Source organism: Micromonospora sp. LA-10, assembly GCF_051853095.1.
In the GTDB taxonomy this organism is placed as follows: Bacteria; Actinomycetota; Actinomycetes; order Mycobacteriales; family Micromonosporaceae; genus Micromonospora; species Micromonospora echinospora_A.
The window spans coordinates 3794845-3819489 of the sequence record NZ_CP195710.1 but is presented as its reverse complement, the minus strand read 5'-3'; the positions used below and the strand labels follow the sequence as shown (position 1 = coordinate 3819489).

The following is a 24645-nucleotide window of genomic DNA, read 5'->3' as shown; positions in this document are numbered from 1 at the left end:
CTTCCTCGTGGCGGGAAGCCCATTTTCACGTTGAGTGGCCGAACGTGTACGGAAACTGCCTCGTATTCGACATACACCTTGACATCTCAACGGAGCGCGTCGATCCTTACACCGTGCGTCGCCGTTTCCGGCGGCGTTTTTCGTCTCCCGGGCCGGGTAGTACGCGACCGGCGCCGGAGTGACCGGGACCTCCCCGCGATACCGCGACGTCACTTCCCCTCCCGCCGCGGGAGTGGTTAGGCTAGCCTTAGCTTCGGTCGACGGCACGCGCCGGCCGACAGGGCGACCAGACAGGGGACGGCCAGGTGACTGCGGTGATGCCGGGGCGCGACGCCGCCACCCCGTTCGCCCCGGTGACCGCGACCCTGCGCGCCATGTTCGGCACCGACGACCTGCCCGGGCTCGCACCCGGCCTGCTGGTCCGCGACGAGCTGGACCGCTGGTCCCCGGCCGCCCGGCTGATCGACGGCACGCTGCTTCCCGAGTTCCTGACCGCCGCCGGCCGCCGCTGGGGCGGCACCCCGCACGCCTGCGCCGCACTCGCGTGGAAGTCCTACAGCTACTGGACGGCGCTGCCCGCGGTGCTCGGCTGGGCGTCGGCCCGGCGGGTGCCGCTGCTCGACCCGGCCGACGTCCTCGTGCACTTCGAGGACCACCACCAGCTGCTCACGCTGGGGCTGCGCGCGTCGACCACGGTGGCGGTGCTGCCCGGCGACCCGCTGGCGCTGGCCGGCGCGCCCGGCGTACGGGTGGTGCCGGACGAGGCCGCGCTGCTCAGCGCGCTGCGCGCCTCACTGCTCGACGCGCACTTCGCCCCGCTGATCACCGCCATCCAGGGCGAGGTCCGGATCGGCACCCGTACGCTGCTCGGCTCGGTGGCCTCCGGCATCGCGCACGGCATCCTGCGCGCGGCGGACGCGCTGCCCGGCTCGTCGGTGGCGACCGTCGGCACGCTGCTCGGCGCGCTCGACCTGAGCGACCTGATCGAGCTGGTGCCCGGTCCGGGCGGCGAGCCGACAGTGCAGCGGCGCACCTGCTGCCTGGCGTTCACGCTGCCCCGGCCCAAGGTGTGCCAGGGCTGCTGCGTCCGCCAGAGCTGACCGCTCAGTCGGCCAGCGGCCGGACGTCCCACAACCAGACCCCGCCGGTACGGGTGGGCGTGATCCCGCTCAGCTCCGTCATCGCCCGGCGCAGCGCGTCGGCCTGCGGCAGCCGGGGGTCGAGGATCACCGCGCCGGCCCGCCAGAAGCGCAGGTCGTCGACGGCGGCCACCCGGTCCTGCGGAGTGATGGGCGGGACCGCGTCGGTGCGCCGTACCGTCTCGAAGAACGTGCTGGTGGGACGCGGCGGCGCCGTGAACAGGGCGATCCGGTCCCCGCCGGGCCGGGTGTCCGGATAGAGGAAGTAGCCGCGCGCCAGCGGCATGTCCAACCCGGTCTCGGCGGACCAGCGCAGCGGGACCGCGTAGTTGGTGTCGGGCAGCGGAAGCGTGACGACGCTGCGCCCGTCGGCGACGTAGGGGCGCCAGGCGCCGGAGGTGACGAACGCCGGGGTCGGGTCGAGGCGCTTGGCGGGCAGCGGGGTGGGCAGGATCGGCAGCAGCGCCATCGCGAGCACGGTGACGGTGGCGAACCGGATCTGCCCACGTGCGTCCGGGTGCCGCGCGGCGAGCCGGCGGACCCGCTCCGCGCCGAACGCGAGCAGCACGCCGATGATCGGGGTCAGCGCGAGCGACCAGCGGGTGGGCACCACCGAGTGCAGGACCGGCAGGTTCTCCAGCGCGGCCCAGGGGCCGGGGATGCCGGTGTCCCGCCCGTCGTAGCGGATCTCCCGGCCGAGCGAGAAGAGCGCGAACACGAGGCCGACCGCTGCGAGCCCGAGCACGACCGCGTTGCGGCGCATCCACCAGACCAGCGCGGCCGCCAGGATCACCAGCGGCCAGCCGAAGAACGCGTTCTCCTCGGTGGCGTTCTTGACCAGCGGTTCGCTGCCCCGGGCGTCACCGGCCACCGACTCCCGCGACCAGGCGACGTACGCGGCGAGGTCGGTGGAGTAGCCCCGGATCAGCGTGGAGAGCCCGCTGTACGCGCCGGGGCCGAAGAACTGAACCCAGAGCGGGTACGCGAGCAGCGCCCCGGAGACCACCGCGGCCACAGCGAGTCCGGCGGCGAACGGGCGGGCCGCCGAGCGCAGCGCGGGACGGCCGAGCGCGAGCGCGAGCACCACCACGCCGAGGCCGATGGCGGTCATCAGCAGGATCTCCAGGTTGAGGAACGCCTGCCAGACGATCACCAGGGCGAGCAGGACGCCGTTGCGCAGCCACCGGCCGGGCTCGGCCAGGCGCAGTGTCCGCCAGATGATCAGCGGCACCACGAACTGGCTGACGATGTTGGGGTGCGAGTTGGCGTGCGAGATCATCGCCGGCGCGAACGCGCAGAAGGCGGCGCCCAGCCAGGCCGGACCGCGAGAGCGCACGACAACTCGGGAGAGAAGGAGATACCAGGACACGCCGGTGGCGGCGAGCCCGAGAGTGAGGAAAATCAGGAATGACCAGCGCGGACCCGCCCAGAGCGTTATCGGGGTCAGCGGCAATGAAACGGATAATACGGACGTATTGGCCATGAGATTGACCACATCCGGCACATTCATCCGGTCCGAGGTGAATGGATAGGCGAAATCCGTGACGACGCGCGCACCATGCGCCATCATCCATTCAAATTGCGCCTGATCCGTCCGATTGTCCCGGATGCCATTGCGGGGATCGACCCACAACCGGGCGGTGACCCAGAGCGCGAGCAGCACGAAGCTGAGCACGGCGAGCGCATCGATCCGCCTGCCCTGCCCCGTTTTCGGCGGGTCCGCCGCTGATTCCGGAGTAGTCACGACATTTCAGAGCGTAGTCAGTGTATGACCGGCAGGTGCAATGTTCCGCAGACTCACGTACTATGTGCCGAGTTCGCCGATCGCCGATCCGGCACCCCTCCATCACAATTCGGCCCCCCTCCGTCTCCCGATTTCCCCCTCAGCCATCCAGATGGTTGACTCTGACGGTCCAGGCGCGGGTCAGTCATATCGTGAGGAATCGACGCATGGCAGAAATCACTGGGGATCAGCGCGTCCAGTCCGAGGTGCTCGAAGGCCTCGCGACCGCGGTCAACCACCGGCAGTGGTTCGTCGAGCTGGCGGTGCCCTACCTCGGTGACAACCCGATCGAGATCGGCAGCGGCCTGGGCGACTACGCCTCCGCATGGGCCGAGCAGGTACCCCGGATCACCGCCACCGAGGCGGACCCGGATCGGCTGGTCCAGCTCAAGGAGCGACTGTCCGACCTCCCGGGCGTCGAGGTCCGGCAGATGCTGCTCCCGCACCACGAACGCGGCGACTACAGCGCGGCCGTCTCGTACAACGTGCTGGAGCACATCGACGACCACGTGGGCGCGCTGCGCAGCATGCGCGACCTGGTCCGTCCGGGCGGCGCGGTGGTCATCATCGTGCCGGCGTTCCAGTTCGCCATGAGCCCCGCCGACATCGCCACCGGCCACGTCCGCCGCTACACGAAGAAGACGCTCGCCGCCGCGATGACCGAGGCGGGCCTCACCGTGGAGCGGATCCACTACGCCAACGCGCTCGGCCTGATCGGCTACTTCATGGCCACCAAGGTCTTCCGGCTGATGCCGAAGGAGGGCCCGATGGTGAAGGTGTACGACACGCTCGTGCTCCCCGTCACCAAGGCCGCCGAGCAGCGCGTCCGGCCGCCGTTCGGCCAGTCCGTCTTCGCGGTGGCCCGCGTGTAAGGAAGGGCCCCTTGTTAACAGACGTCTGTTAACAAGGGGCCCTTCCTTACACCTCACTCCTTGATCTGGTACGTGGGGCGGATGACCGCCCGGGCCAGGGTGTGGAACGCCAGGTTGAAGCCGACGAAGGCCGGGCTCGCCCCGGCGGGGATGTCGAGGCGGTCCACGTCCACCGCGTGCACCGCGAACACGTACCGGTGCGGGCGGTCACCGGCGGGCGGCGCGGCGCCGCCGTATCCGGTCTCGCCGTAGTCGTTGCGGACGCTGAACGCGCCGTCCAGGTCGTCCTCGCGCACACCGCTCGGCAGCTCGGTGACTGATGCGGGCACGTTCACCAGCACCCAGTGCCAGAAGCCGCTGCCGGTCGGGGCGTCCGGGTCGAAGCAGGTGACCACGAAGCTCCTGGTCTCGGCCGGGAAACCCGACCAGGACAGCTGCGGGGAGACGTTCTCGCCGCCGGTGCTGCCGTGGGCGTACCGCGCGTCCATCGGCTCGCCGTTGTGCACGTCCTCGCTCGTCAGGTCGAACGACGGCACCGTCGGCAACAGCTCGTACGGGTCCGGGGCGATCGGTCGTTCCAGGGTCATCGAAACGGTCCTTCCGGGTACGCGAATGTCCTGCGCCCCTTCATACCCCGTTGTCCGGGCCGCCGTGCTGTCGGCGCACCATCTCGTTGATCCAGACCGGCGCGTACGGCGACGTGCAGCCCGGTGGCGTCGGATAGTCCTTGAGCACCCCGAGCCGCTCGCCGATCCCGATCGCGCGCTCCCGGTACGCGGCGTGCTCGATCCCGATCTGCGCCAGGCAGTGGTTCATCGCCCACTGGAGGCGCTCCGGCGCGCCGGCCATCTCCGCCTCGATCACGTCGAGCAGGCCGGCCAGGTCCAGCCCGTCCGGGTTCCGCGCCACCCGCTCGGTGGTCAGTGCCCACCCGGCGCTCGCCACCACCGGATCCGGGTCGGCCGACCAGGCCAGGCGCAGCGGCTCCGCGTGCGGGCCCTTCTTCACCACGTAGTTCACCAGCCAGTCGTGCACCTTCGGCGTACGCGCCTCGCGCAGCATCGCGTCCAGCTCGTCCCGCCCGTACGCCTTCGGCCGGCAGATCAGCAGCGCCAGCAGCCGCGCCGCGCTGTCCCCGGTCGCCCACAGCTCGCGCGCGAGGTCCTGCTGCGTCTTCAGCCGCTTCGCGATCGCCCGCAGCTTGCCCAGGTTGACCCCGTGGTCGTCGCCGTGCCGCTCGTTCACCACGCGGATCTTCGGGTCGTCGAGCGCGGCCAGCTCGGCCGTCACCTCAGCCACCGTCGTCGTCTCCGCCACCAGAGCCTCCCGCCGTCGCCGCGTCACGCAGACTAATGCCAGGTGAGGGCGAGGTAGGGTGGCGGAGGGTGTGGGATTCGAACCCACGAAGACATCGCTGCCTTACCGGTTTTCAAGACCGACCACCGCAAGCCCTTGAGCTGGCAGAACTTGCGACCGCGGGCGTTCCTTGCCGGGCAATTACCGCCGCTCACGATCCGGCGCGCCACGGGATCCCTTACCGCCGTGCACCCGCATCGACGCGGATTTACAGAGCGCCACACTCAAAGCCCTGACCTGGTCAGATGGGCTGTCTCGCCCTGCTGGCGGACACAGATACGACACGACCTCACTCAGTAGGCAGGTGTAGCCCTTCCGGCAGGCGCCCGTCCGGCCATTGGTCGAACGCCGGCGGCACGTCCAACTGCGCCCTGTCGAAGGACACCCGCGCGCCGCTGAACGTCGCCCGGAGGAAGGGCACCCGCCCGCCGCTGAACGTCGCCCCGTCGAAGGACACCCGCCCGCCGCTGAACGTCGCCCCGAGGAAGGACACCAACCCGCTGCTGAACGTCGCCCCATCGAAGGACACCTCCCCGCTGCTGAACGTCGCCCTGTCGAAGGACACCCGCCCGTCGCTGAACGTCGCCCCGTCGAAGGACACCAACCCGCTGCTGAACGTCGCCCCATCGAAGGACACCCGCCCGCCGTTGAACATCGCCCTTAGCAAGGGCACCTCCCCGCCGCTGAACGTCGCCCTGTCGAAGGACACCAACCCGCTGCTGAACGTCGCCCTGAGGAAGGACACCCCTCCGCCGCTGAACGTCGCCCTGTCGAAGGACACCAACCCGCCGCTGAACGTCGCCCTGCGGAAGGACACCCCTCCGCCGCTGAACGTCGCCCTGTCGAAGGACACCCGCGCGCCGCTGAACGCCGCCCCGTCGAAGGACACCAACCCGCCGCTGAACGTCGCCCTGCGGAAGGGCACCTCCCCGCCGCTGAACGTCGCCCCGTTGAAGGACACCCGCCCGCCGCTGAACGTCGCCCCGTCGAAGGACACCCGCCCGCCGCTGAACGTCGCCCCGTCGAAGAACACCCGCCCGCCGCTGAACGTCGCGGTCGAGAGGTCACCACCGTCGAGAACTGCGCCGGTGAAGTCGAAGTCGAAGCCGCGCCACGACGTCGCGTCCTCCTCGGGAAGACGTAAGTGCCTGCCAATGAGTCGAATGACCGTATGCCGTACCTCCCGCTCCTCGTGGGCGATCCGAGCCGTCTCCGCGGTCGCCATCGGCGCTTGGTTGTCGGCCTGCGTCGGTGCTTCTTCTGAAGCCTCTGGGGGTGGGGTGTAGGGCATGCGGAGATAGGCGCAGAGGACGTCGATGCAGGTCTGCCGACCATCTCGCCAGTCGTCTGCGAGCCCGGCCATGGCGTAGACCCCGGCCAACCGCACTGCCGCTTTGTCCGAGCCGAGCTGTTCGGACGCCTTGGCGAATCGCTCGTTGAACAGTCGGGTGCCGTTGCGGTCGGTTTCGATCTTGGCTCGGCCCTCGGCCGCCTCCGCGCGGAGGTCAGCGGCGTGCGCCAACCCGTGGGCAAACTCGGCCAGCTCGTTTGCGTGCTCGACGACCCGCTGCCGTCGGTACGCCACCACTAGAGCCGCGACGCCCCCGACACCCGCCACCACAGAGAAGACCAGCTTCAGAAGGTCGAACAGCGTGGCCGCCGTGACGGTGCTGTCGCGGTGGACGCTCGGCCAACCGGCGTACCAGAACGCTCCAGCAACCAGGGCTCCGACCACCAGCACCGCAGCCGCGATGACCAGCCCCATCGACCGGCGGATGCTCCAGAGCCGGAGCGCCGGCACGGGACTATCCGCCGGTGAGACTGGTGGCACCCCAACGCTGGTCCTCGCCAGTTGCAGAGGTCGAACTTCGCGCTCCACAGCCACCCTTCCTAGCGGATCCAGACAACTAGGTTCAGCTCCAGCACGTCGACCGCGCCCCCGAGACCGCTACAGCGACAACCACGATTGTCAGCCGACGGCCGAGCTGACACAGCCCGAGGCGAACCCGCGTACTAGGCGGTGGGAGCAGCCGAGGTTGTAGCGGCAGTCAGAAGGCTGCGGGCGCCGACAGGAGTACGGCCGTACCACTCGGCGCCCTGCCGCCAGACGGCTTCGATACCCAAGGACACGATGAGGTCTACCAACGCTGGGCCCACGGGCTCGAAGAACAGCGCCACCAGGGACGGGTCGGTGCGTCCGTTCTCCCGGTAGCAGAAGTGCCGGTAGGAGAAGAGTTGCCCAATCGCGTCTCGGACTGCGTGCTCCGCGTTCGCGCCTACCGTCTTCACCTCGACTAGCCAGCGGTTGCCCTGACCGGTGACTGTGAGGTCGCAGGGGTGAGCGTTGTTAGCCGGAACGAGCCCGGCGGCCTAGGCCGGCGTGACGGCCGGACTGCGCACCGCCGAGGCATACCGCACCGTCCGATCCGGCCTCGCCGCCGGCGCCCACCGCCCCCGGCAGGTAGCCGCATGAACCGGCCCGCCGACAACCGCAGTTGTCACCCGGCGCCCCTGCTCGACGCGGCAACCGGCCACGTCGGCGAACACATGGCCGCGCTGGCTAATGCGCAGACGCCCTCGGAGGCGCTCACCGCGCTCGCCGCTTTAGAGGCGGCGTGCCGGGAAGCGCGCAAGTGGATCGCGGTCGACCTCGTGCTCATCGACGGATGGTCCTACGCCGACGCAGGCAGGGCGTCAGGCATCACCCGGCAGGCAGCCAGCAAGGCATACGCCGACGCGGTCAACGCGCGGATGCGACGCACCATCACCGGCCGAGACGACGCCGTGGTGATCGTGGCACGTGTGCCGTACCACCTACGGCACGCTGCCGTGTCGCTCTGGCTGAATGCCGGCGTGCCGGCCACCCAGGTCGCCGAGTGGGCTGGCCATAGCGTGCACGTCCTGTTGAAGGTCTACGCGTCATGCATCGACGGCCAAGACGAGGCGGCACGCAAGCGCATCGAGGCCGCGCTTGGCGCTCCTGATTCCGCCGAGAACGCCTGACTGTCTAGGGCGGCCTGCGAGAGCGGGTCGCCCTAGCTTTCGTTGCGTTCTTGCACCCCGCGCCGCAGCCCGGCACCGTAGGGCAGTGACCAGAACAGTGACCTGGGACAGAGCCGAGAATGTTCTACTTACACCGAAAGGCAGGATAAAGCCGAGAAGCGGGATGAATCACAAGTTCAACTGCAATCTCGAAGACGCTCGCCATATCGTATGGCGCGACCTCGCCGAGACCTTTCGTGAGATTAACGAGACGCTCTCGTATACCCTAGAAGGCCCCATCAGCCTAACCGTTAAAGCGGACTACGATCGCCGGAACGCGTGGCGTCCTTTCTTATACCGTTCTGACACTTTCTCCTACTGGGAAGAGTGGGGGCTAGTTCTTGACTCCGATTACGGCCACCCAGCCCGGGAAGACGAGTCGGGGGCTGTTGCAGCAATCGGGCCGCTACTTCAAGCAAACGAGGGAGAGCTACTAGAAATTAACTGGAATGTGAACGGCTTCGATGGACCGTATATAGATCTCAAGGCCCGCTTCCCGCGAGACCGCACCATCGGGCAGATCGTCGCTCTGAGTTTCATATTCGACAGCTTAATCGCCTACGGATCTGTGACCCCCGGCTCTCCCGATGGAGCCTTTGCGCTCGTAACTGCAGGTATGCCAGACGCGTTGCTTGGCCAACCCGAGTCACAGTGGCTTGAGGTGAAGCAGAAAGGTTACGGGCTTCAAAACGACCGACAAAAACATGAGTTGGCCCTCGACCTAGCAGCATTTGCCAACTGCGACGACGGAGGACTGATCGTTATTGGCTTAGCGACAAGCAAGGACCCCGGAGGACAGGACACCATTTCCGCCGCAAACGGCTGCGCTCCCGGCTCGCTGAATGTCGATTCCTACGCCGAGGTGGTCAAGAACCGAGTAGTGCCAGCTATCGAAGGCTTGAATATACGAGTCGTGGCCCACAAGGGGCGACATTTCCTCGCGGCACTCGTACCACCTCAGCCGCAGCAATTCAAGCCGTTCTTGGTTCGAGGTGGGCTAGTCAGCGCAGACAGAGTTAGCGGGGCGGCATTTACGATTCCACAGCGGGTGGGAAGCGAAAAATGGAACATGTCGGCTGAGGCGGTGCACTCCCAGCTCGTCGCAGCGCGCCTCGCCCTAAGGAAGACGGATGGATGAGCCTTCACAGCCCTCTGCGCCGTTCCCTGCCCTGCCGGGGTCGACAGATCGCTACCTCAGCCCCTCGGCCCCTCGGCGCAGGTGCCTGACTGGACCGCCACAACTTTGCCGCCGATTTGCCGCGACGAGTGAGACGCAGCGACTCTCGGCGGGACGAAGCGAGACCCACTCGCTACCCGTTGATACGCCACCTGACCGGCGTTTCCGCTGGTCAGGCGACATTTTTGCTGTCCACGTGAGCGGAGGGTGTGGGATTCGAACCCACGAAGACATCGCTGCCTTACCGGTTTTCAAGACCAGCGCCATCGGCCACTAGGCGAACCCTCCCGGCACGCCCCCGAGGGGTGCGCGACCGGGGACCAGTCTGCCACGAACCCTCCACCGGGCAAGCCGGCGTCCCACCTCCGCTGCGAGAATGTGTGCGTGTGGGAGAGCCCAGCAGTGGTGCTGATCAGCGGAATCATGGCCGCCGGCAAGTCCACAGTGGCCGAAGGGCTGGCCCGGCGGCTGCCCCGGTCGGTGCACCTGCGCGGTGACGTGTTCCGCCGCGTGATCGTGAACGGGCGGGCCGACATGACCGCCGAGCCGACCGACGAGGCACTGCGGCAGCTCCGGCTCCGCTACGACCTGGCCGCCTCGACCGCCGACCGGTACGCCGCGGCGGGCTTCACAGTCGTACTCCAGGACGTGGTGCTCGGCCCGGACCTGCCGGCCATGATCGGCCGGATCCGGCACCGGCCGCTCGCCGTGGTGGTGCTCGCGCCTCGCGCCGAGGTGGTCGCCGCCCGCGAGCGCGACCGGCCGAAGAACGGGTACGGCGACTGGCCGGTCGCGGACCTGGACTCCGGCTTCCGGGCCGACACGCCGCGGATCGGGCTCTGGCTGGACACCTCCGATCAGACGCCGGAGGAGACGGTGGCGGAGATCCTCGCCCGCGCGTGGACCGACGGGCAGATCGGGTAAGACTGAGTCATGCGCGCGATCACGATCACGGAACCCGGCGGACCCGAGGCGCTCGTCTGGGCTCACGTGCCCGACCCCGAGCCCGGCCCCGGTGAGGTGATCGTGGAGGTGCGTGCCAGCGCGGTGAACCGGGCCGACCTGTTGCAGCGGCAGGGGCACTACCCGCCGCCGCCGGGCGCGTCCGCGTACCCCGGTCTGGAGTGTTCGGGGACGGTGCGCGCGCTCGGTCCCGGCGTGACCGGCTGGTCGGTGGGTCAGGAGGTCTGCGCGCTGCTCGCCGGCGGCGGCTACGCCGAGCAGGTCGCGGTGCCGGCCGGGCAGTTGCTGCCGGTGCCGGCCGGGGTGGACCTGGTCGACGCGGCGGCGCTGCCGGAGGTGGCCTGCACTGTCTGGTCGAACGTGGTGGACCTGGCCCGGCTGGCCGAGGGCGACACGCTGCTGGTGCACGGCGGTGGCAGCGGGATCGGCACGTTCGCGATCCAGCTCGGCGTGGCGCTCGGCGCGACGGTGGTGGTGACCGCCCGTTCGGCGAAGCACGACCGGCTGCGGGAGCTGGGCGCCGCGCACACGATCGACTACCGCGAGCAGGACTTCGTGGACGAGGTACGCCGGGTCACCGACGGCCGGGGCGCGGACGTGATCCTGGACATCATGGGCGCGTCCTACCTGCCCCGGAACGTGGCGGCGCTGGCCACCGGCGGGCGGCTCGTGGTGATCGGCATGCAGGGCGGCCGCAAGGGCGAACTGGACCTGGGGATGCTGCTGGCGAAGCGGGCGGCGGTGCACGCCACGGCGTTGCGGTCCCGTCCGGTCGAGCAGAAGGCGGCGATCGTCCGGGGCGTACGCGAGCAGGTGTGGCCCCTGGTGGAGGCGGGCCGGGTCCGGCCGGTGGTACACGCCCGGGTGGACATGGCCGACGCCGCCGCCGCGCACCGCCTGGTGGAGACAAACGACCACCTGGGCAAGGTGCTGCTGGTCCGGTGAGGGTCAGCCCTGGCCGGGGCGCGGGAGCATGAGGCGCGGGCCGGGGCCCTCGTCGGCGAGCGAGTCGCCGGGGTTGTAGAGCGTGCAGCGCTGCAACGACAGGCAGCCGCAGCCGATGCAGCCGTCCAGGTCGTCGCGGAGCTTGCCGAGCAGCCGGATGCGCTCGTCCAGCCGGTCCCGCCAGGCGCGGGACAGCGCGGCCCAGTCGTCGGGCGTGGGGGTACGCCCCGACGGCAGCGAGTCAAGCGCGGCCCGGATCTCCTCCAGCGACACACCGACCTGCTGGGAGATCCGGATGAACGCGACCCGGCGCAGCTCGGTGCGGGCGTAGCGGCGCTGGTTGCCGCCGGTGCGGGCGGCGTGAATCAGGCCGAGCCGCTCGTAGTAGCGCAGCGCCGAGGGGGCCACGCCGCTGCGGTCGGCGAGCTGCCCGATGGTCAGTGTTGCTTCGTGCATCACACGGCCTTGAGTTGAAGTTCGGTTCAAGTCCGAGGCTATCGGTATGACGACGACCACCGCCACCGAGCTGGGCGCGCTGCTGGACCGGGTGCGCGCCGGCCGCGAGTTCGGCGCCAACGTGTACTCGACGCTGGACGTGCTCCAGGTGCTCTACGACCGGGTGCTCCGGATCACCCCGGCCACCGTGGACGACCCCGACCGGGACCGCTTCCTGCTCTCCAAGGGGCACGCGGTCGCCGGCTACTACGCGCTGCTCGCCGCGCGCGGCTTCGTACCGCCCGAGTGGCTGGACGACCAGGGCGGCCCGGCCAGCCGCCTCGGCGACCACCCGGACCGCACGCTCGTGCCGGGAGTGGAGATCGGTTCCGGTTCGCTTGGCCACGGCCTCGGCCTGGGCGTGGGCACCGCGCTCGGGCTGCGGGCCCAGGGCCGCACCGGCCCCCGGGTGTACGTGCTGCTCGGCGACGCCGAACTCGACGAGGGCTCCAACCACGAGGCGATCGCGTACGCGGGCGCGACCGGACTGGGCAACCTGACCGCGATCGTGCTGGACAACCGCTCGGCCACGTACGGCTGGCCGGGCGGCGCGGCGAGCCGGTTCGCGGTGAACGGGTGGAGCGCCGCCACAGTCGACGGGCGCGACCACGACGCCCTGCACGCCGCCCTCACCGGGCACGACGATCACCGGCCGCACGTCGTCGTCGCGGTCGTCACGGACGGGGAATGACAATGACCAGCACCATGCGGGACGCGTTCGTGACCAGCACCGAAGAGGTGCTCGCCGATCCGCGGACGACAGTCGTGCTCGCCGACATCTCCGCCGCCGCGTTCGAGCCGGCCGCCGCCCGGTACCCGGACCGGGTCGTCAACGTCGGTATCCGGGAACAGTTGATGATCGGGGTGGCCGGTGGGCTGGCGCTGACCGGGCAGCGGCCGATCGTGCACAGCTACGCCCCGTTCCTGGTCGAGCGGGCGTACGAGCAGATCAAGCTGGACCTCGACCACCAGGGCGTCGGCGCGGTGCTCGTCGGCATCGGCGGCTCGTACGACCGGGCGGCGGCGGGGCGCACCCACCTCGGCCCGGCCGACGTGGCGCTGATCGACACGCTCCACGGCTGGACAGTGCACGTGCCGGGGCACCCGGACGAGGTCCGGCCGCTGCTGCGCGACGTCGTGTGCGGGCAGGACTCGGCGTACCTGCGGCTGTCCATCCGGACCAACGCGCAGGCGTACCCGGAAGCGGGTGACCTGCGGGTGGTGCGCGACGCCGGGCCGGGGGCGCCGCTGCTGGTGGCGGTCGGGCCGGTGCTGGACGCGGCGCTGGCCGCGACCGCGGACCGGGCGGTCACCGTCGCCTACACCCACCGGCCGCGCCCGTTCGACACGGCCGGGCTGCGGACCCTGGCCGGGACCGAGGTGATCCTGGTCGAGCCGTACCTGGCGGGCACCTCGACGCGGGTGGTGTCCGAGGCGCTGGCCGACCGGCCGCACCGGCTGCTCGCGCTCGGGGTGGGCCGCGAGGATCTGCGCCGCTACGGCAGCGCCGAGGACCACGAGCGCTGGCACGGCCTGGACGCCGCCGGGCTGCGCCGCTCGGTGGACATGTTCCTCAGCTGAGCGTCCCGGACACGACGAACCCCGCGGCCTCGGCTCGTGCCGGGCTCGCGGGGTTGCGTCGGTTCGGGCTCAGTGCGCGGCGGCGGGAGAGGCCGGGCGGCGGCGGGCGCGCTCGCGGGCCAGAATCCAGATCGCCTCGACGCCGTCCTTCCAGGTGATCTTCTTGCCCTCCTCGCGACCCCGCGCGCGGTAGCTGATCGGCACCTCGTAGGGGCGGATGCGCTGGCGGAGCAGCTTGCCGGTGACCTCGGCCTCCATGCCGAAGCCCCGGGAGCGCACCTGCAGCGAGCGGTACAGCTCCAGCGGCATCAGCTTGAAGCAGGTCTCCAGGTCGCCGATGTAGGAGTTGTAGAGCACGTTCGCGGCGAGCGTGACGCCCTTGTTGCCCATCACGTACCAGAAGCTGTACGAGCTGTGGCTGCCGAAGGTCCGATTGCCGTAGACGACTGTCGCCCGACCGTCGAGCACCGGCTCCAGCAGGCGCGGGATGTCCTGCGGGTCGTACTCGAGGTCGGCGTCGAGGATGACCATGTACTCGCCCTCGGCGCTGTCGACGGCGGTCTTGATGGCCGCGCCCTTGCCCGCGTTGCGCTGATGGGTGATCACCCGGAGGCGCGCGTCGTCGACCCGGCCCAGAATCTCGCCGGTGCCGTCCCGGCTGCCGTCGTCCACGACGACAAGCTCGATCTCGCACGGGTAGTCGACCGCCAATGCCTGCTTCAGGGCATCCGCGATACGTTCTTCCTCGTTGTAGACCGGCATGAGGATCGAGAGCTTCACGGATTCTCCACTGAGGCGATGTCGGGTCGGGCCATAGCGTAGCCTGGCACATTGCTTCCGTCACGACAGCCCAGGCACCTATTCCTGGCGAATCGGAACCACCACCAGCCGGGCCACCCTCTTGTCGCCGTCCTTCGCCCCGGCCACCGCGACCGTCGTACCGATCTTGATGTCGTTCGATCGGATCGCGGTCCGGCGTTCGACCACCCGCAGTTTCTCCCCGAACGTCCAGGTCACTGTGAAACCGTCGGTGGACTTCACGGTCATCGACCTGTCGTCGATCGCCGTCACCTCGCCGCGCTGGACCACCACGGTCTTCGTGCCGCCGTCCCTGGTCCGCACCACTGCCTCGCCGTGCAGCGTGTTGCGCCGCAGCAGCACCCGGGCCCGGTGGCGCCTGTTCCCGTCCTTCGCCCGTTCGCCCTTGCCGTCCGGCCCGGCCTGCGGCGTGCCGGCGGGCGCCGGCGCGGCGACGGGGTCCACGTCCAGGTCGTCGGTGTCGACGCCGAGCGCGGCGAGCGCCTGACCCTCCGCGCCAAGGGCCGCGCTCACCTCGACCGCCTGGTCGGGTTCCGCGCCGGGCCGGGCGGCGCCGCACCCGGCGAGTCCGAGCGCCGCGGCGGCGAGCAGCGCGGTGGCGCCGGTGACGATTCGCTGACGTGCCATGTGTGGTCCTTCCCTCGCGGTGACGACCCGAGCGTTCCGTACCGACACGAGGGGACGGTCAAGCCGATGTTCGAGCCCGGTAAGGATCCGCCGGCACCACGACGGTGAAGGCGGCCCCGCCCTCCGGGGCGTGCCCCGCGCTGATGTCCCCGCCGAGCCGGCGGACCAGCCCGGCGGCCAGCGCCAGGCCCAGCCCGCTGCCCACCTTGCGCACCCCCCGGTACCGCTCGTGCAACGCGCCCCGCTCGAACGCCACGTTCAGGTCGTCGTCGGTGAGGCCGGGTCCGCCGTCCCGGACCTCCAGCGTCCCGCCGCCCGCCGGGCCGGCGGCCCGGACCGCGAGCACCACAGGCGCCCCCGGAGGTACGACCCGCAGCGCGTTCTCCAGCAGCCCGTCCACGACCTGCCGGATCCGGCCCGGATCGGTGTACGCCGGCACCGGCGCGTCCGGCGTCTCCAGCCGGAACGGCACCCCGAGCGCCGCGTAGCGGCCGGACCAGGCGCGCTCCGCGTCGGCGGCGAGCCGGGTCAGGTCGACCGGCACCGGTTCCAGCGGGAAGTCGACCGCCTCCAACCGGGCCAGTGCCAGCAGGTCGCGGACCAGCCGGTCCAGGTGTTCGGCCTCGGCGAGCACGGTCCGGCCGGTGGCCGGCACCGCGTCGGCCTCGATCACGCCGTCGGACAGCGCCTCGGCGTAGCCGCGGATCGCGGTCAGCGGGGTACGCAACTCGTGCGAGACGGAGAGCAGGAACTCACGCTGCCGTCCCTCGCTCGTGGCCAGCGCGGCGGCCAAGCCGTTGAGCGCGTGCGCCAGGTCGGCCACCTCGTCGGGCGGCTCGACCGGCACCCGGACCGCCCGGTCCCCGGCGCGCAGCCGCGCGGCGGCGGTGGCGGCGGTACGGATCGGCCGGGCCAGCCGGCGGGCGAGCAGCAGTCCGGCGGCCGCCCCGGCGGCGAGTCCGGCGAGCAGGGGCAGCCAGAGTCCGCGCAGCACCTGCCGCCACGGCGCGGCGCTGCGGGCACGGGTCAGCACCACCCCGTCCCCGCCGGGCAGCGCCCGCGCCTCGACTAGCCGGCGTTTCCCGTCGACCAGCCGCCGGCCGGAGACGTTGTCGCCGCCGGCCACCCGGGTCACGAGCGGCCTGGGCAGGCCCGGCCGGTCGGCCTGCCCGCCCCGGATCAGGTACACCTCGATCTGCTGCTGACTCAGTTGGCGGATGAGCCGGTCCCCGGCGCCGTCGCGCTGGCGTACCGCCCGCACCCGGAGGACGTCGGCGGCGAGCCGGGCCTGGGCGGCCAGCGCCTCCTGGTCCCGGCGCTCCGCGCCGCGTACCGCCAGGGGCACCGCCACCAGCGCGGTGACGAGCACCGACACCAGCGCCACCGCGCAGGTGGCCAGCACGGCGCGGGCGGTCAGCGTCCGACCGGGTCGCAGCCGGGGGCGGGCCGGGCCGGGGTGCGGCACGGGGACGGTGGGGTGCTCAGGCATCGGCGGCGTACCCGACGCCCCGATGGGTGCGGATCACGCTGTCCGGGCCGAGTTTGGCCCGGACCTGCGCCACGTGCACGTCGACGGTCCGGGTGCCGGCGTGCGCCGCGTACCCCCACACGCCGGCCAGCAGCTCCTCCCGGGTGAACACCCGGCCCGGGCGGGCCATGAGGTGGGCGAGCAGGTCGAACTCGGTGGAGGTGAGCTGAACCGGCGTACCGGCGGCGGTCACCGTGCGGCGGGCCGGGTCGAGTGTGACGGCGCCGAGCGTGCGGGGCTGTTCGGCGGGCACGCCGGAGGTGCGGCGCAGCACCGCCCGCAGCCGGGCGAGCAGTTCGCGGGGACTGAACGGCTTCGTGACGTAGTCGTCGGCGCCCAGCTCCAGCCCGACGACGCGGTCCACCTCGTCGTCGCGGGCGGTGAGGAAGATGACCGGCGTCCAGTCGCCGGCCGCGCGCAGCCGGCGGCAGATCTCGGTGCCGGCCAGGCCGGGCAGCGCGATGTCGAGCACGCAGGCCACCGGGCGCAGGCGCCGCGCGGCGGCCAGCCCAGCCTCGCCGTCACGTTCCAGGTGTACGCCGAACCCGTCCCGGGTCAGGTAGAGCCGCACCAGGTCGGCGATGGCCGGCTCGTCCTCCACCACGAGGACGAGCCCGGGCGGGGCGGCGGTGGTCACCGGCCCATGATGACCGACCGGTGACCGACCGGCCGGTCAGGAAATGTTCGGATCCGGTAAGGAGAGCGTCAGCGAGCCGGCGCCGGTCGGAGCACTGTGGGCCGGGCGCCCGCCGGCGGCTCGCCGATCGTGGCGACGACCCGCTCGGCCGGGGTCCGCAGCCGGGTACGGAAGGCGTGGTTGAGCAGCGTGTCGAGCTGCCACACCTGCTTCGGGTGGTGGGTACGGATGACGAAACGCTCACGCGCCCCGTCGATGGCTGTCGCCGCCAGCTCCACGCTGTGCGCCCGGGGATCGGGGCTCCACGTCACGTTGCTCAGCTCGCGCAGCTCGGTGTTGAGGTGCAGGCGCAGCCGGTGCAGTACCCGGGTCTGCCGGGTGACCACCAGGCGGCGGTGGGTGAGCAGCATCAGGTAGTCGCCGCCGACCGGGTCGTCCGGGCGGCTGCACCGGGTGACCAGGATGGTGGCGTCGCCGGAACCGACGCACCGGCGGAACACCGGCATGTGCCGGGTGACGGTCTGGGTCGCCAGGCCGGTCTCGGCGGCGGCCGGAAGGAACGTTCGCGAGAACACGTCCATGCCTGGTCCAACGACGCGATGACCAGGGGTGATATGGGTCACTCCCGATTTCTGGAACTTCCACACGTGCAAGTCGCACCTGCGGTGCGACACCGGCCGCCGGTCGGCTAGAGCAGCTCGACGATCGTGGCGTTGGCCATGCCGCCGCCCTCGCACATGGTCTGCAGGCCGTAGCGGATGCCGTTGTCCCGCATGTGCTGGAGCATCGTGGTCATGATCCGCGCGCCGGACCCGCCGAGCGGGTGACCGAGCGCGATCGCCCCGCCCCGGGGGTTGAGCCGCTCCGGGTCAGCCTCGGTCTCGGCCAGCCAGGCCAGCGGCACCGGGGCGAACGCCTCGTTCACCTCGTACACGCCGATCTCCTCGATGCCCAGCCCCGCGCGGCGCAGCGCCTTCGCGGTGGCCGGGATGGGCGCGGTCAGCATGGTGACCGGGTCGTCGGCGGCGACCACCGCGGTGTGCACCCGGGCCAGCGGGCGCAGGCCGTGCCGGCTGGCCCACTCGGCGGTGGTCACCGCGAGCGCGGCGGCGCCGTCGGAGATCTGCGAGGCGGAACCGGCGGTGACCACGCCGTCGGCGCGGAACGGGGTGGCCAGCTCGCCCAGCTTGGCCAGCGAGGTGTCGCGGCGGATGCCCTCGTCGGCGGAGAACTTGCCGCCGTCGGCGAGCGCCACCGGCGCCAGCTCGGCCTCGAACGCGCCGGCGTCCTGCGCGGCGGCCGCCTTCTCGTGGCTGGCCAGCGCGAACTCGTCCAGCTGGGTACGCGAGAAGCGCCACCGCTGGGCGATCAGCTCGGCGCCGACGCCCTGGTTGAACGGCAGCGGCGAGTCCGCCGCGACGCCCTCGACGCCGCGGTAGCGCTCCAGGATCGCTGGGCTGAACGGCATCCCGCCGGCGACGCTGGAGCCCATCGGCACCCGGGTCATCGACTCGACGCCACCGGCCACCACCAGGTCGGCCTGGCCGGAGAGAACAGTCGCGGCGGCGAAGTGCAGCGCCTGCTGGCTCGACCCGCACTGGCGGTCGAGCGTGGTGCCCGGGACGGACTCCGGCCAGCCGGCGGCCAGCACCGCGTTGCGGGCCACGTTCCAGGACTGCTCGCCGACCTGCGACACACAGCCCCACATCACGTCGTCGACCAGGCCGGGATCGATGCCGGTGCGCTCGGCGAGCGCGCGCAGCACGTGCGCCGAGAGGTCGACCGGGTGGACTCCGGCGAGGCTGCCCTTGCGCCGCCCGACCGGGGTCCGTACCGCGCCGACGATGACCGCGTCACTCATGTCTACTCCCGGGTAACCTCGCTTGCCCCGATAGTACGTGCCGACCGGACGGCCGTCCTAGTCCGGCGAGCGGACGGTGCGGCTGGCATGCTGAGCGGATGGATCCACAGTCGCCACCGGTCCGCCAGTGGCGGGTGCCGCGGGAGGTGCCGGCACTCAAGGCGCTCGGCGCGCTCGCGCTCCTCGCCCTGGGGCTGTTGTTCGCCGGCGGTGACCCGGTCCGCCCGGCGCTGGCCGGGCTGGCCGCCGCCGGGCTGCTCGCCTGGGCGCTGCGCGACGTGGTCGCACCGGTCCGCCTCGCCGCCGACCCGGACGGGTTGACCGTGTTGCGGGGGTTCGCCGGGCGACGCCGGCTGCCGTGGAACGCCGTGGAGGCGATCCGCCTGGACCGGCGCGCCCGGCGCGGGATCACCGCCGAGACGCTGGAGATCGACGCCGGGGATTCGCTGCACCTGTTCGGCCGCCGTGACCTGGACGCGCCGCTGGACGAGGTGGCGGCGGCGCTGGACGAGGCCCGCCCCTCCGCGGGCTGAGGCTCAGCCCAGCAGAGCGGCGGTACGGACCAGGGTCAGGCCGATCATCGCGACGAGCACGATCACGCAGCCCGCCACCTGGAACGCGGTCCGCCGTGACCGCGGGGCGTACGCCAGGATCAGCGACACCGCCGCGCCGGCCACCAGACCGCCGAGGTGCCCGGCCACCGAGATGCTCGGCACGGTGAACGTGAAGATCAGGTTGATCACCAGGATCGGGACGATCGCCGACGTGTCCCGGCCCAGCCGTCGCATGACCACGAAGATGGCGGCGAACAGGCCGAAGACCGCCGTCGAGGCGCCGGCCGTGAACCGGTTCGGCTCGGTGAAGACGTACGCCGCGACGTTGCCGCCCAGCCCGGCGAGCAGGTAGAGCGCCAGGAAGCGCAGCGGCCCGAGCACCGCCTCCAGCGTCCGGCCGAGCACCCAGAGCGCCCACATGTTGAGCAGCAGGTGCAGCACGCCGTAGTGCAGGAACATGGCGGTGACCAGCCGGTACCACTCGCCGTCGGCCACCCCGCCGATGTGCCCGTCGGGGAAGCGCGCCAGGCCGAGCACCGAACCCCATTCGGTGAGCGGGGTCCCGCTGCCCATCAGGCCGCCGAGGCCACCACCGGCCACCGCGGTGCCGCTGCGGGCCGAGGCGATGGAGAGCAGCATCATCAGCACGTTCAGCGCGATCAGCGCCTTCGTGACGTTGCCCTGACGGCCGGCGGCACCGCCACCGAAGGCGGTACGCGCCGGCCGCACGCTGCGGCGTCCCTCGGCGACACACTCCGGGCACTGGTGCCCGACGGAGGCGTCCCGCATGCACTCGGTGCAGATCGGCCGGTCGCACCGGGAGCAGCGGATGTACGTCTCGCGGCCGGGGTGCCGGTAGCAGACCGGAGTGGTCGGCACCGGGTCCCCGGTGGTGTCGCCTGGCTGGCCGGAGCGCTCAGTCATGCGAGCAAAGGTACCCGCGTGTCGCTCAGGCCTGCTTGTGCTCGATCTCGACCCGCTCGATCACCACGTCCTGCAGCGGCCGGTCGCTCGGGCCGGTCGGAGTGTTGGCGATGGAGTCGACCACCTTCGCGGACTGCTCGTCGGCGACCTGGCCGAAGATGGTGTGCCGGTTGTTCAGGTGTGGCGTGGGCGACACCGTGATGAAGAACTGCGAGCCGTTGGTGCCCGGCCCGGCGTTCGCCATGGCCAGCAGGTACGGCCGGTCGAAGCGCAGCTCGGGGTGGAACTCGTCGCCGAACTTGTAGCCCGGGCCACCGCGTCCGGTGCCGGTCGGGTCGCCCATCTGAACCATGAAACCGCTGATCACGCGGTGCGAGACGGTGCCGTCGTAGTACGGCCCGCTGCCCGGCTGACCGGTACGCGGGTCGATGTACTCCCGGGTGCCCTCGGCCAGCTCCACGAAGTTGCGGACGGTCTTCGGCGCGTGGTTCGGGAAGAGCTCCAGCCGGATCGGGCCGGCGTTGGTGTGCAAGGTGGCGTAGACAGCCTCGGCCACGGGTACTCCTCACTCGTTGGTCAGTTCCTTGCGGATCCTCCCATGTGCCCGATCTGGCCATGCGGAGGCATCCGAAGGTGGAGGATGACGAAGGAACAACTCCCAGGAGGTGGGACCGTGTTTGGAATCGGGCGGCGAAAGACCCAGGGCCAGCTCGCCAAGGTGGAGCTGAACCAGGGCATCGGTCACCTGAGGCAAGCCGCGACGCACGCGGCGAAGGGTGCCGGCGCCACTGTCGGCCCGCGGGTCCAGGCAGCCCGGGGTGCCGTAGCGCCGACCGCGGTCATGGTCCGGGACCGGGCGTCGACCGGGTTCGCGTCGACCGCCGCGGCGCTCGCGCCGGTGCTGCTGGCCGTGCGCAACGCCCGGGTCGAGGCCGCCGGTAAGGCGACGGGCGGCCGCAAGGCGATGGCCGCGAAGCAGTCCGCGATGACGAAGAAGGCGAAGAGCATGAAGGCCGGAAAGAAGAAGCAGCGCAGGTCGCGGGGCATGACCGCGGGCCTGCTGGTGGCCGGGACCGTTGCCGGCCTGGCCGGGGCGATGGCCATGCGGCGTCGCCGTGAGCAGCAGGAGTGGGCCGAGTACGACCCGACCGGCACGCTCGGCACGACGGGCACGCTCGGCACGACGGGTCGCGACAAGCTGGAGCCGATGCGGGAGGACGTGGACACGATCGTGGTGGAGACCCCGGACGCGAGCGCGAAGGTGACGCAGGCCGGCCCGACCGGCGCCGGCTCCTCGGCGGTGGCGAAGGGCAGCAGCGCGTCGACCGCCACCTCCGGCAGCCAGCCGGTGATCCACCCGAACGACCAGGTCCCCTCCGTCGCCGAGGGCGCCCGCGACGTCTCGGGTCGCCCGGCCGACGACATCACCAAGGCCGTGCAGGCCGGCAAGAACGCCGCGAAGGCCGGCGGTCGTCGCTGACCTCGTAACCGTCGGACCGGCGCCGGCACGCGGGACACCCCGCGTGGCCGGCGCCTCCGCGTGTCAGGCGTCCGGGCGCGGCGCGGCGGCTACAGCCAGCCGTTGCGGCGGAACAGGCGGTAGAGCGTGAAGGACGCGGCGAGCATCAGCGCCCACACGCCCGGATAGCCGTACGTCCACCTCAGCTCGGGCATGTTGTCGAAGTTCATGCCGTAGATGCCGGCGATCGCCGTCCACACCGCACCGATCGCGGCCCAGGCGGCGATCTTGCGCATGTCGTTGTTCTGGTCGACGGTGACCTGGGCCAGCCGGGCCTGGAGGATCGAGTTGAGCAGGTCGTCGTAGGAGTTCACCTGCTCGACGGTGCGGCTGAGGTGGTCCTGCACGTCGCGGAAGTAACGCCGGACCTCCTGCGGCACCCACCGGTTGACCTCGGAGGTGAGCGTCATCAGCGGCCGTTGCAGCGGCACCACCGCCCGCTTGAACTCGACCAGTTCCCGCTTCATCTGGTAGATCCGCTGGATCCGGCCGCTGCTCTGCCGGTCGAAGACGTCCGCCTCCAGCACGTCGAGGTCGTCCTCAAGCCGGTCGGCGACCTCCAGGTAGAGGTCGACCACGCGGTCGGTGATCGCGTACGCGACGGCCCATGGGCCGTGCCGCAGCAGGTCCCGCTTCGCCTCCAGGTCGGCGCGGACCGGCGCCAGCCGGCAGGCGTCACCGTGTCGCACGCTGATCACGAAGTGCGGGCCGATGAAGAGCATCACCTGGCCGGTCTCCACCACCTCGGAGTTCTCGGTCAGCTCCGCGTGCTCGCAGTAGCGGGCGGTCCGCAGCGCCAGGAAGACGATCTCGCCGAAGTGCTCCAGCTTCGGGCGCTGCTGGGCCTTGACCGCGTCCTCCACGGCCAGCTCGTGCAGGCCGAAGGTGGCGGCGATCTCGGTCATCTCGGTCAGGTCCGGCTCGTGCAGGCCGAGCCAGACGAAACCGTCCCGCTCCTGCCGGGCGGCGGCCAGGGCCTCGGCGTACTGGGGACGGCCGGGGCGGCGCTCGCCGTCGACGTACAGCCCGCAGTCGACGATCCCGCTGCGCTCCGGGTCGGCCGGCTGGGCGGTACGGGGAGAGCCGTCGGCGTTGAGGATGCGGGACATCGCGCGTACCGGGGCCGCCCAGGCCCGGGGTCGCAGTGCCCGGCCGCCGTCGGGTCCGGCCGTTCGGTCGCGTGCCACCCGGTCCGTCATCTCTCGCCTCCTCTCCCTAGCTGCGGCTTGCAGGTTACGCCGACCGGCGAGAGGCGCAGCGCGGGAGCGGGACGGGCGGTGCGACGGGTGTCACGCGCCGGCGCCGGGCGGGCCGGGCCGCGTCAGGGGGGTGAGGGGCGACACGGCCCACCCGGCACCCCTTGGGGGGCGGGAGTGATGCTGGCGTGCCGTCGGCCCGGCCGGAGTGGCCCGGCGTACGGGCCGGTCACCGGTAAAAGGTGAACGACACTCGCAGCATTGTGGGCTGCCGGCCGGTCCAGCGGGAGTGCCGAACCGGCCAGCGGGGCCTATTTGTCAGAAACCCGACAGAAAATCAGCCGCGAACGGCGGCCATCGCCTCCGCGAGGCGACGAACACCCTCGTCGATCCGGTCCGCGGTGACAGCCGAGTACGCCAGCCGCAGCGCGTGCCGGCCGCCGTCGACCATGAAGTCGCTGCCCTTCACCACCGCCACGCCACGCTCGGCGGCGGCCGGCGCGAGCCGGTCCACCTCGACGTCCTCCGGCAGCTCGACCCAGAGGAAGTAGCCGCCGTCCGGCTCCACGAACCGGGCCTCCGGGATGTGCCGGCGCAGCGACTCGGCCAGCACCGCCGACCGCTCGCCGAGCGCCGTACGGACCGTCCGGATCGACTCCTCGATCGCGCCGGAGACGCAGAACTGGTGCACGATCGCCTGGGCCACCATGCCGGGCGAGATGTAGAGGTTGGTGGCGCGCTTCGCGATCGTCGCGATCAGCTCGGCCGGGCCGACCAGGTAGCCGACGCGCACGCCCGGGCAGACCGTCTTGGTGAAGCTGGACGCGTGCACCACCACGCCCCGGGTGTCCATCGACAGCATCGACGGCAGCGGCTCGCCCCGGAACCGGATGTCCGCGTACGGGTCGTCCTCGAAGATCGTGAACCCGTACTCGGCGGCCAGGTCGAGCAGCTCACGACGCTTCTCCAGGGAGAGGGTCACGCCGGCCGGGTTCTGGTAGTTGGGGATCACGTGCGCCAGGCGCGGCCGTACCCCGGACTCCAGCAGCTTGCGCAGCTCGGCGGTGTCCAGGCCGTCCGGCTGGATCGTCACGCCGTGCACCTCGCCGCCCATCTGCTGGAGGTTCAGCAGCGTGCGGTCGTACGTCGGGCGCTCGACCACCACCGCGTCACCCCGGCGGACCAGGTGGTCGAAGAGGAACGCGTCGGCCTGCAGCGAGCCGTTGGTGATCAGCACCTGATCGGCCTCGACCCCGTGCTTCTCGGCGATCCACTTCCGCAGGGGCGGGTAGCCGACGGAGGTGCCGTACGCGGTGACCCCGGCGGGGTCGGCGTCGAAGGCGCGGACAGCGGCGGCCTTGAGCCCTTCGACATCGACGATGTCCAGCGAAGGCGCGCCACGGGCGAACGAGATCAGCTGCTCGGCGGTCATGCGCAGAGCCTAGGGCCTGGCCCGGCGGGTCCGACCGCGATACACGCGAAGTTCAACATGCGGGCGGCCGGGCGGGGCAGCGGGTGCGTCCGGGGGATCCGAGAGCACCTCGTGACTGTCTACGATCCGACGGACGCTGGCGCCGGTCCGACCGGACGCCGAAGGATGACGGGTCGCGGCAGACCCGGGAGAACA

Annotated in this window: 25 protein-coding genes and 2 tRNA genes; 10 read left to right on the top strand and 17 right to left on the bottom strand. The window is 71.3% G+C overall.

The window, feature by feature from the left end:
• Nucleotides 1–317: 317 nt before the first annotated feature.
• A complete protein-coding gene (locus ACSDG8_RS18095) occupies nt 318–1100 on the top strand; it encodes a hypothetical protein (RefSeq protein WP_439428058.1) in 783 nt (260 codons plus the stop codon).
• Between the two features lie 4 nt (nt 1101–1104).
• Here the strand turns inward: ACSDG8_RS18095 and ACSDG8_RS18090 are convergent, their stop codons facing one another.
• A complete protein-coding gene (locus tag ACSDG8_RS18090) occupies nt 1105–2883 on the bottom strand; it encodes a hypothetical protein (RefSeq protein ID WP_439427073.1) in 1779 nt (592 codons plus the stop codon).
• 206 nt (nt 2884–3089) lie between these two features.
• Here ACSDG8_RS18090 and ACSDG8_RS18085 point away from each other — a divergent pair, with 206 nt between their 5' ends.
• Nucleotides 3090–3794, top strand: coding sequence for a class I SAM-dependent methyltransferase (locus tag ACSDG8_RS18085; protein ID WP_439427072.1), 705 nt, complete (start codon nt 3090–3092; stop codon nt 3792–3794).
• A gap of 53 nt (nt 3795–3847) precedes the next feature.
• Here ACSDG8_RS18085 and ACSDG8_RS18080 read toward each other — a convergent pair whose 3' ends face one another.
• The 4 genes from ACSDG8_RS18080 to ACSDG8_RS18065 all read right to left on the bottom strand — a co-directional run bounded on the left by ACSDG8_RS18080 (nt 3848) and on the right by ACSDG8_RS18065 (nt 6951).
• Nucleotides 3848–4381: a YbhB/YbcL family Raf kinase inhibitor-like protein gene (locus tag ACSDG8_RS18080; RefSeq protein ID WP_210895412.1), complete on the bottom strand. Its 534-nt coding sequence runs from the start codon at nt 4379–4381 to the stop codon at nt 3848–3850.
• Between the two features lie 40 nt (nt 4382–4421).
• Nucleotides 4422–5111 carry a DNA alkylation repair protein gene (locus tag ACSDG8_RS18075; RefSeq protein ID WP_439427071.1) on the bottom strand — a complete coding sequence of 230 codons (690 nt, stop codon included), beginning with the start codon at nt 5109–5111 and terminating at the stop codon, nt 4422–4424.
• A gap of 59 nt (nt 5112–5170) precedes the next feature.
• Nucleotides 5171–5280, bottom strand: a tRNA-Ser gene (locus ACSDG8_RS18070).
• Nucleotides 5281–5439: 159 nt separating this feature from the next.
• Entirely contained in the window at nt 5440–6951 is a 1512-nt protein-coding gene (locus ACSDG8_RS18065; RefSeq protein ID WP_439427070.1) for a pentapeptide repeat-containing protein, read from the bottom strand.
• A 668-nt stretch (nt 6952–7619) separates the two neighbouring features.
• Here ACSDG8_RS18065 and ACSDG8_RS18060 point away from each other — a divergent pair.
• Both ACSDG8_RS18060 and ACSDG8_RS18055 read left to right on the top strand, forming a co-directional pair.
• On the top strand, nt 7620–8153 hold the full coding sequence (locus ACSDG8_RS18060) for a hypothetical protein (protein WP_439427069.1): 534 nt from the start codon (nt 7620–7622) through the stop codon (nt 8151–8153).
• Nucleotides 8154–8238: 85 nt separating this feature from the next.
• On the top strand, nt 8239–9330 hold the full coding sequence (locus ACSDG8_RS18055; protein ID WP_439427068.1) for an AlbA family DNA-binding domain-containing protein: 1092 nt from the start codon (nt 8239–8241) through the stop codon (nt 9328–9330).
• A 240-nt stretch (nt 9331–9570) separates the two neighbouring features.
• Here the strand turns inward: ACSDG8_RS18055 and ACSDG8_RS18050 are convergent.
• Nucleotides 9571–9657: transfer RNA gene (locus ACSDG8_RS18050), tRNA-Ser, on the bottom strand.
• 96 nt (nt 9658–9753) lie between these two features.
• On the opposite strand from ACSDG8_RS18050, the gene ACSDG8_RS18045 reads away from it, so the two are divergent.
• Nucleotides 9754–10293 (top strand): AAA family ATPase, encoded by a 540-nt coding sequence (locus ACSDG8_RS18045; protein WP_439427067.1) that lies wholly within the window; start codon nt 9754–9756, stop codon nt 10291–10293.
• A 9-nt stretch (nt 10294–10302) separates the two neighbouring features.
• Nucleotides 10303–11277: an NAD(P)H-quinone oxidoreductase gene (locus ACSDG8_RS18040; RefSeq protein WP_439427066.1), complete on the top strand. Its 975-nt coding sequence runs from the start codon at nt 10303–10305 to the stop codon at nt 11275–11277.
• Between the two features lie 3 nt (nt 11278–11280).
• Here ACSDG8_RS18040 and soxR read toward each other — a convergent pair whose 3' ends face one another.
• Nucleotides 11281–11733 (bottom strand): redox-sensitive transcriptional activator SoxR, encoded by a 453-nt coding sequence (gene soxR / locus ACSDG8_RS18035; RefSeq protein WP_030499370.1) that lies wholly within the window; start codon nt 11731–11733, stop codon nt 11281–11283.
• A gap of 46 nt (nt 11734–11779) precedes the next feature.
• Between soxR and ACSDG8_RS18030 the strand changes: the two genes are divergently transcribed.
• Together ACSDG8_RS18030 and ACSDG8_RS18025 are read left to right on the top strand one after the other, a co-directional pair.
• On the top strand, nt 11780–12463 hold the full coding sequence (locus ACSDG8_RS18030) for a transketolase (RefSeq protein WP_210895408.1): 684 nt from the start codon (nt 11780–11782) through the stop codon (nt 12461–12463).
• A gap of 14 nt (nt 12464–12477) precedes the next feature.
• Nucleotides 12478–13353, top strand: a complete 876-nt coding sequence (locus ACSDG8_RS18025; protein ID WP_210895482.1) for a transketolase family protein — start codon at nt 12478–12480, stop codon at nt 13351–13353.
• A gap of 69 nt (nt 13354–13422) precedes the next feature.
• Here ACSDG8_RS18025 and ACSDG8_RS18020 read toward each other — a convergent pair whose 3' ends face one another.
• The 6 genes from ACSDG8_RS18020 to ACSDG8_RS17995 all read right to left on the bottom strand — a co-directional run bounded on the left by ACSDG8_RS18020 (nt 13423) and on the right by ACSDG8_RS17995 (nt 18825).
• Nucleotides 13423–14133: a glycosyltransferase family 2 protein gene (locus tag ACSDG8_RS18020; RefSeq protein ID WP_030499373.1), complete on the bottom strand. Its 711-nt coding sequence runs from the start codon at nt 14131–14133 to the stop codon at nt 13423–13425.
• 78 nt (nt 14134–14211) lie between these two features.
• Nucleotides 14212–14799 carry a hypothetical protein gene (locus tag ACSDG8_RS18015; RefSeq protein ID WP_210895407.1) on the bottom strand — a complete coding sequence of 196 codons (588 nt, stop codon included), beginning with the start codon at nt 14797–14799 and terminating at the stop codon, nt 14212–14214.
• 58 nt (nt 14800–14857) lie between these two features.
• Nucleotides 14858–16288 (bottom strand): sensor histidine kinase, encoded by a 1431-nt coding sequence (locus tag ACSDG8_RS18010; protein WP_210895406.1) that lies wholly within the window; start codon nt 16286–16288, stop codon nt 14858–14860.
• Complete coding sequence (locus ACSDG8_RS18005; protein WP_104115619.1) at nt 16281–16964, bottom strand: response regulator transcription factor; 684 nt, start codon at nt 16962–16964, stop codon at nt 16281–16283. Before ACSDG8_RS18005 ends, ACSDG8_RS18010 begins: the two co-directional genes overlap by 8 nt.
• A gap of 68 nt (nt 16965–17032) precedes the next feature.
• A complete protein-coding gene (locus ACSDG8_RS18000; protein ID WP_030499377.1) occupies nt 17033–17545 on the bottom strand; it encodes a hypothetical protein in 513 nt (170 codons plus the stop codon).
• A gap of 107 nt (nt 17546–17652) precedes the next feature.
• Complete coding sequence (locus ACSDG8_RS17995) at nt 17653–18825, bottom strand: thiolase family protein (protein ID WP_210895405.1); 1173 nt, start codon at nt 18823–18825, stop codon at nt 17653–17655.
• A gap of 98 nt (nt 18826–18923) precedes the next feature.
• On the opposite strand from ACSDG8_RS17995, the gene ACSDG8_RS17990 reads away from it, so the two are divergent.
• Entirely contained in the window at nt 18924–19358 is a 435-nt protein-coding gene (locus ACSDG8_RS17990) for a PH domain-containing protein (RefSeq protein WP_439427065.1), read from the top strand.
• 3 nt (nt 19359–19361) lie between these two features.
• On the opposite strand, the gene ACSDG8_RS17985 is transcribed toward ACSDG8_RS17990, so the two are convergent.
• Both ACSDG8_RS17985 and ACSDG8_RS17980 read right to left on the bottom strand, forming a co-directional pair.
• Complete coding sequence (locus ACSDG8_RS17985; protein ID WP_439427064.1) at nt 19362–20303, bottom strand: rhomboid family intramembrane serine protease; 942 nt, start codon at nt 20301–20303, stop codon at nt 19362–19364.
• A gap of 25 nt (nt 20304–20328) precedes the next feature.
• Nucleotides 20329–20859 carry a peptidylprolyl isomerase gene (locus ACSDG8_RS17980; RefSeq protein WP_210895402.1) on the bottom strand — a complete coding sequence of 177 codons (531 nt, stop codon included), beginning with the start codon at nt 20857–20859 and terminating at the stop codon, nt 20329–20331.
• Nucleotides 20860–20943: 84 nt separating this feature from the next.
• Here ACSDG8_RS17980 and ACSDG8_RS17975 point away from each other — a divergent pair, with 84 nt between their 5' ends.
• On the top strand, nt 20944–21783 hold the full coding sequence (locus ACSDG8_RS17975) for a hypothetical protein (protein WP_210895401.1): 840 nt from the start codon (nt 20944–20946) through the stop codon (nt 21781–21783).
• Between the two features lie 89 nt (nt 21784–21872).
• Here the strand turns inward: ACSDG8_RS17975 and corA are convergent, their stop codons facing one another.
• Nucleotides 21873–23021, bottom strand: a complete 1149-nt coding sequence (gene corA, locus ACSDG8_RS17970; protein ID WP_439427063.1) for a magnesium/cobalt transporter CorA — start codon at nt 23019–23021, stop codon at nt 21873–21875.
• Between the two features lie 334 nt (nt 23022–23355).
• Nucleotides 23356–24450, bottom strand: a complete 1095-nt coding sequence (locus ACSDG8_RS17965) for a PLP-dependent aminotransferase family protein (protein WP_030499384.1) — start codon at nt 24448–24450, stop codon at nt 23356–23358.
• Nucleotides 24451–24645: the final 195 nt, after the last annotated feature.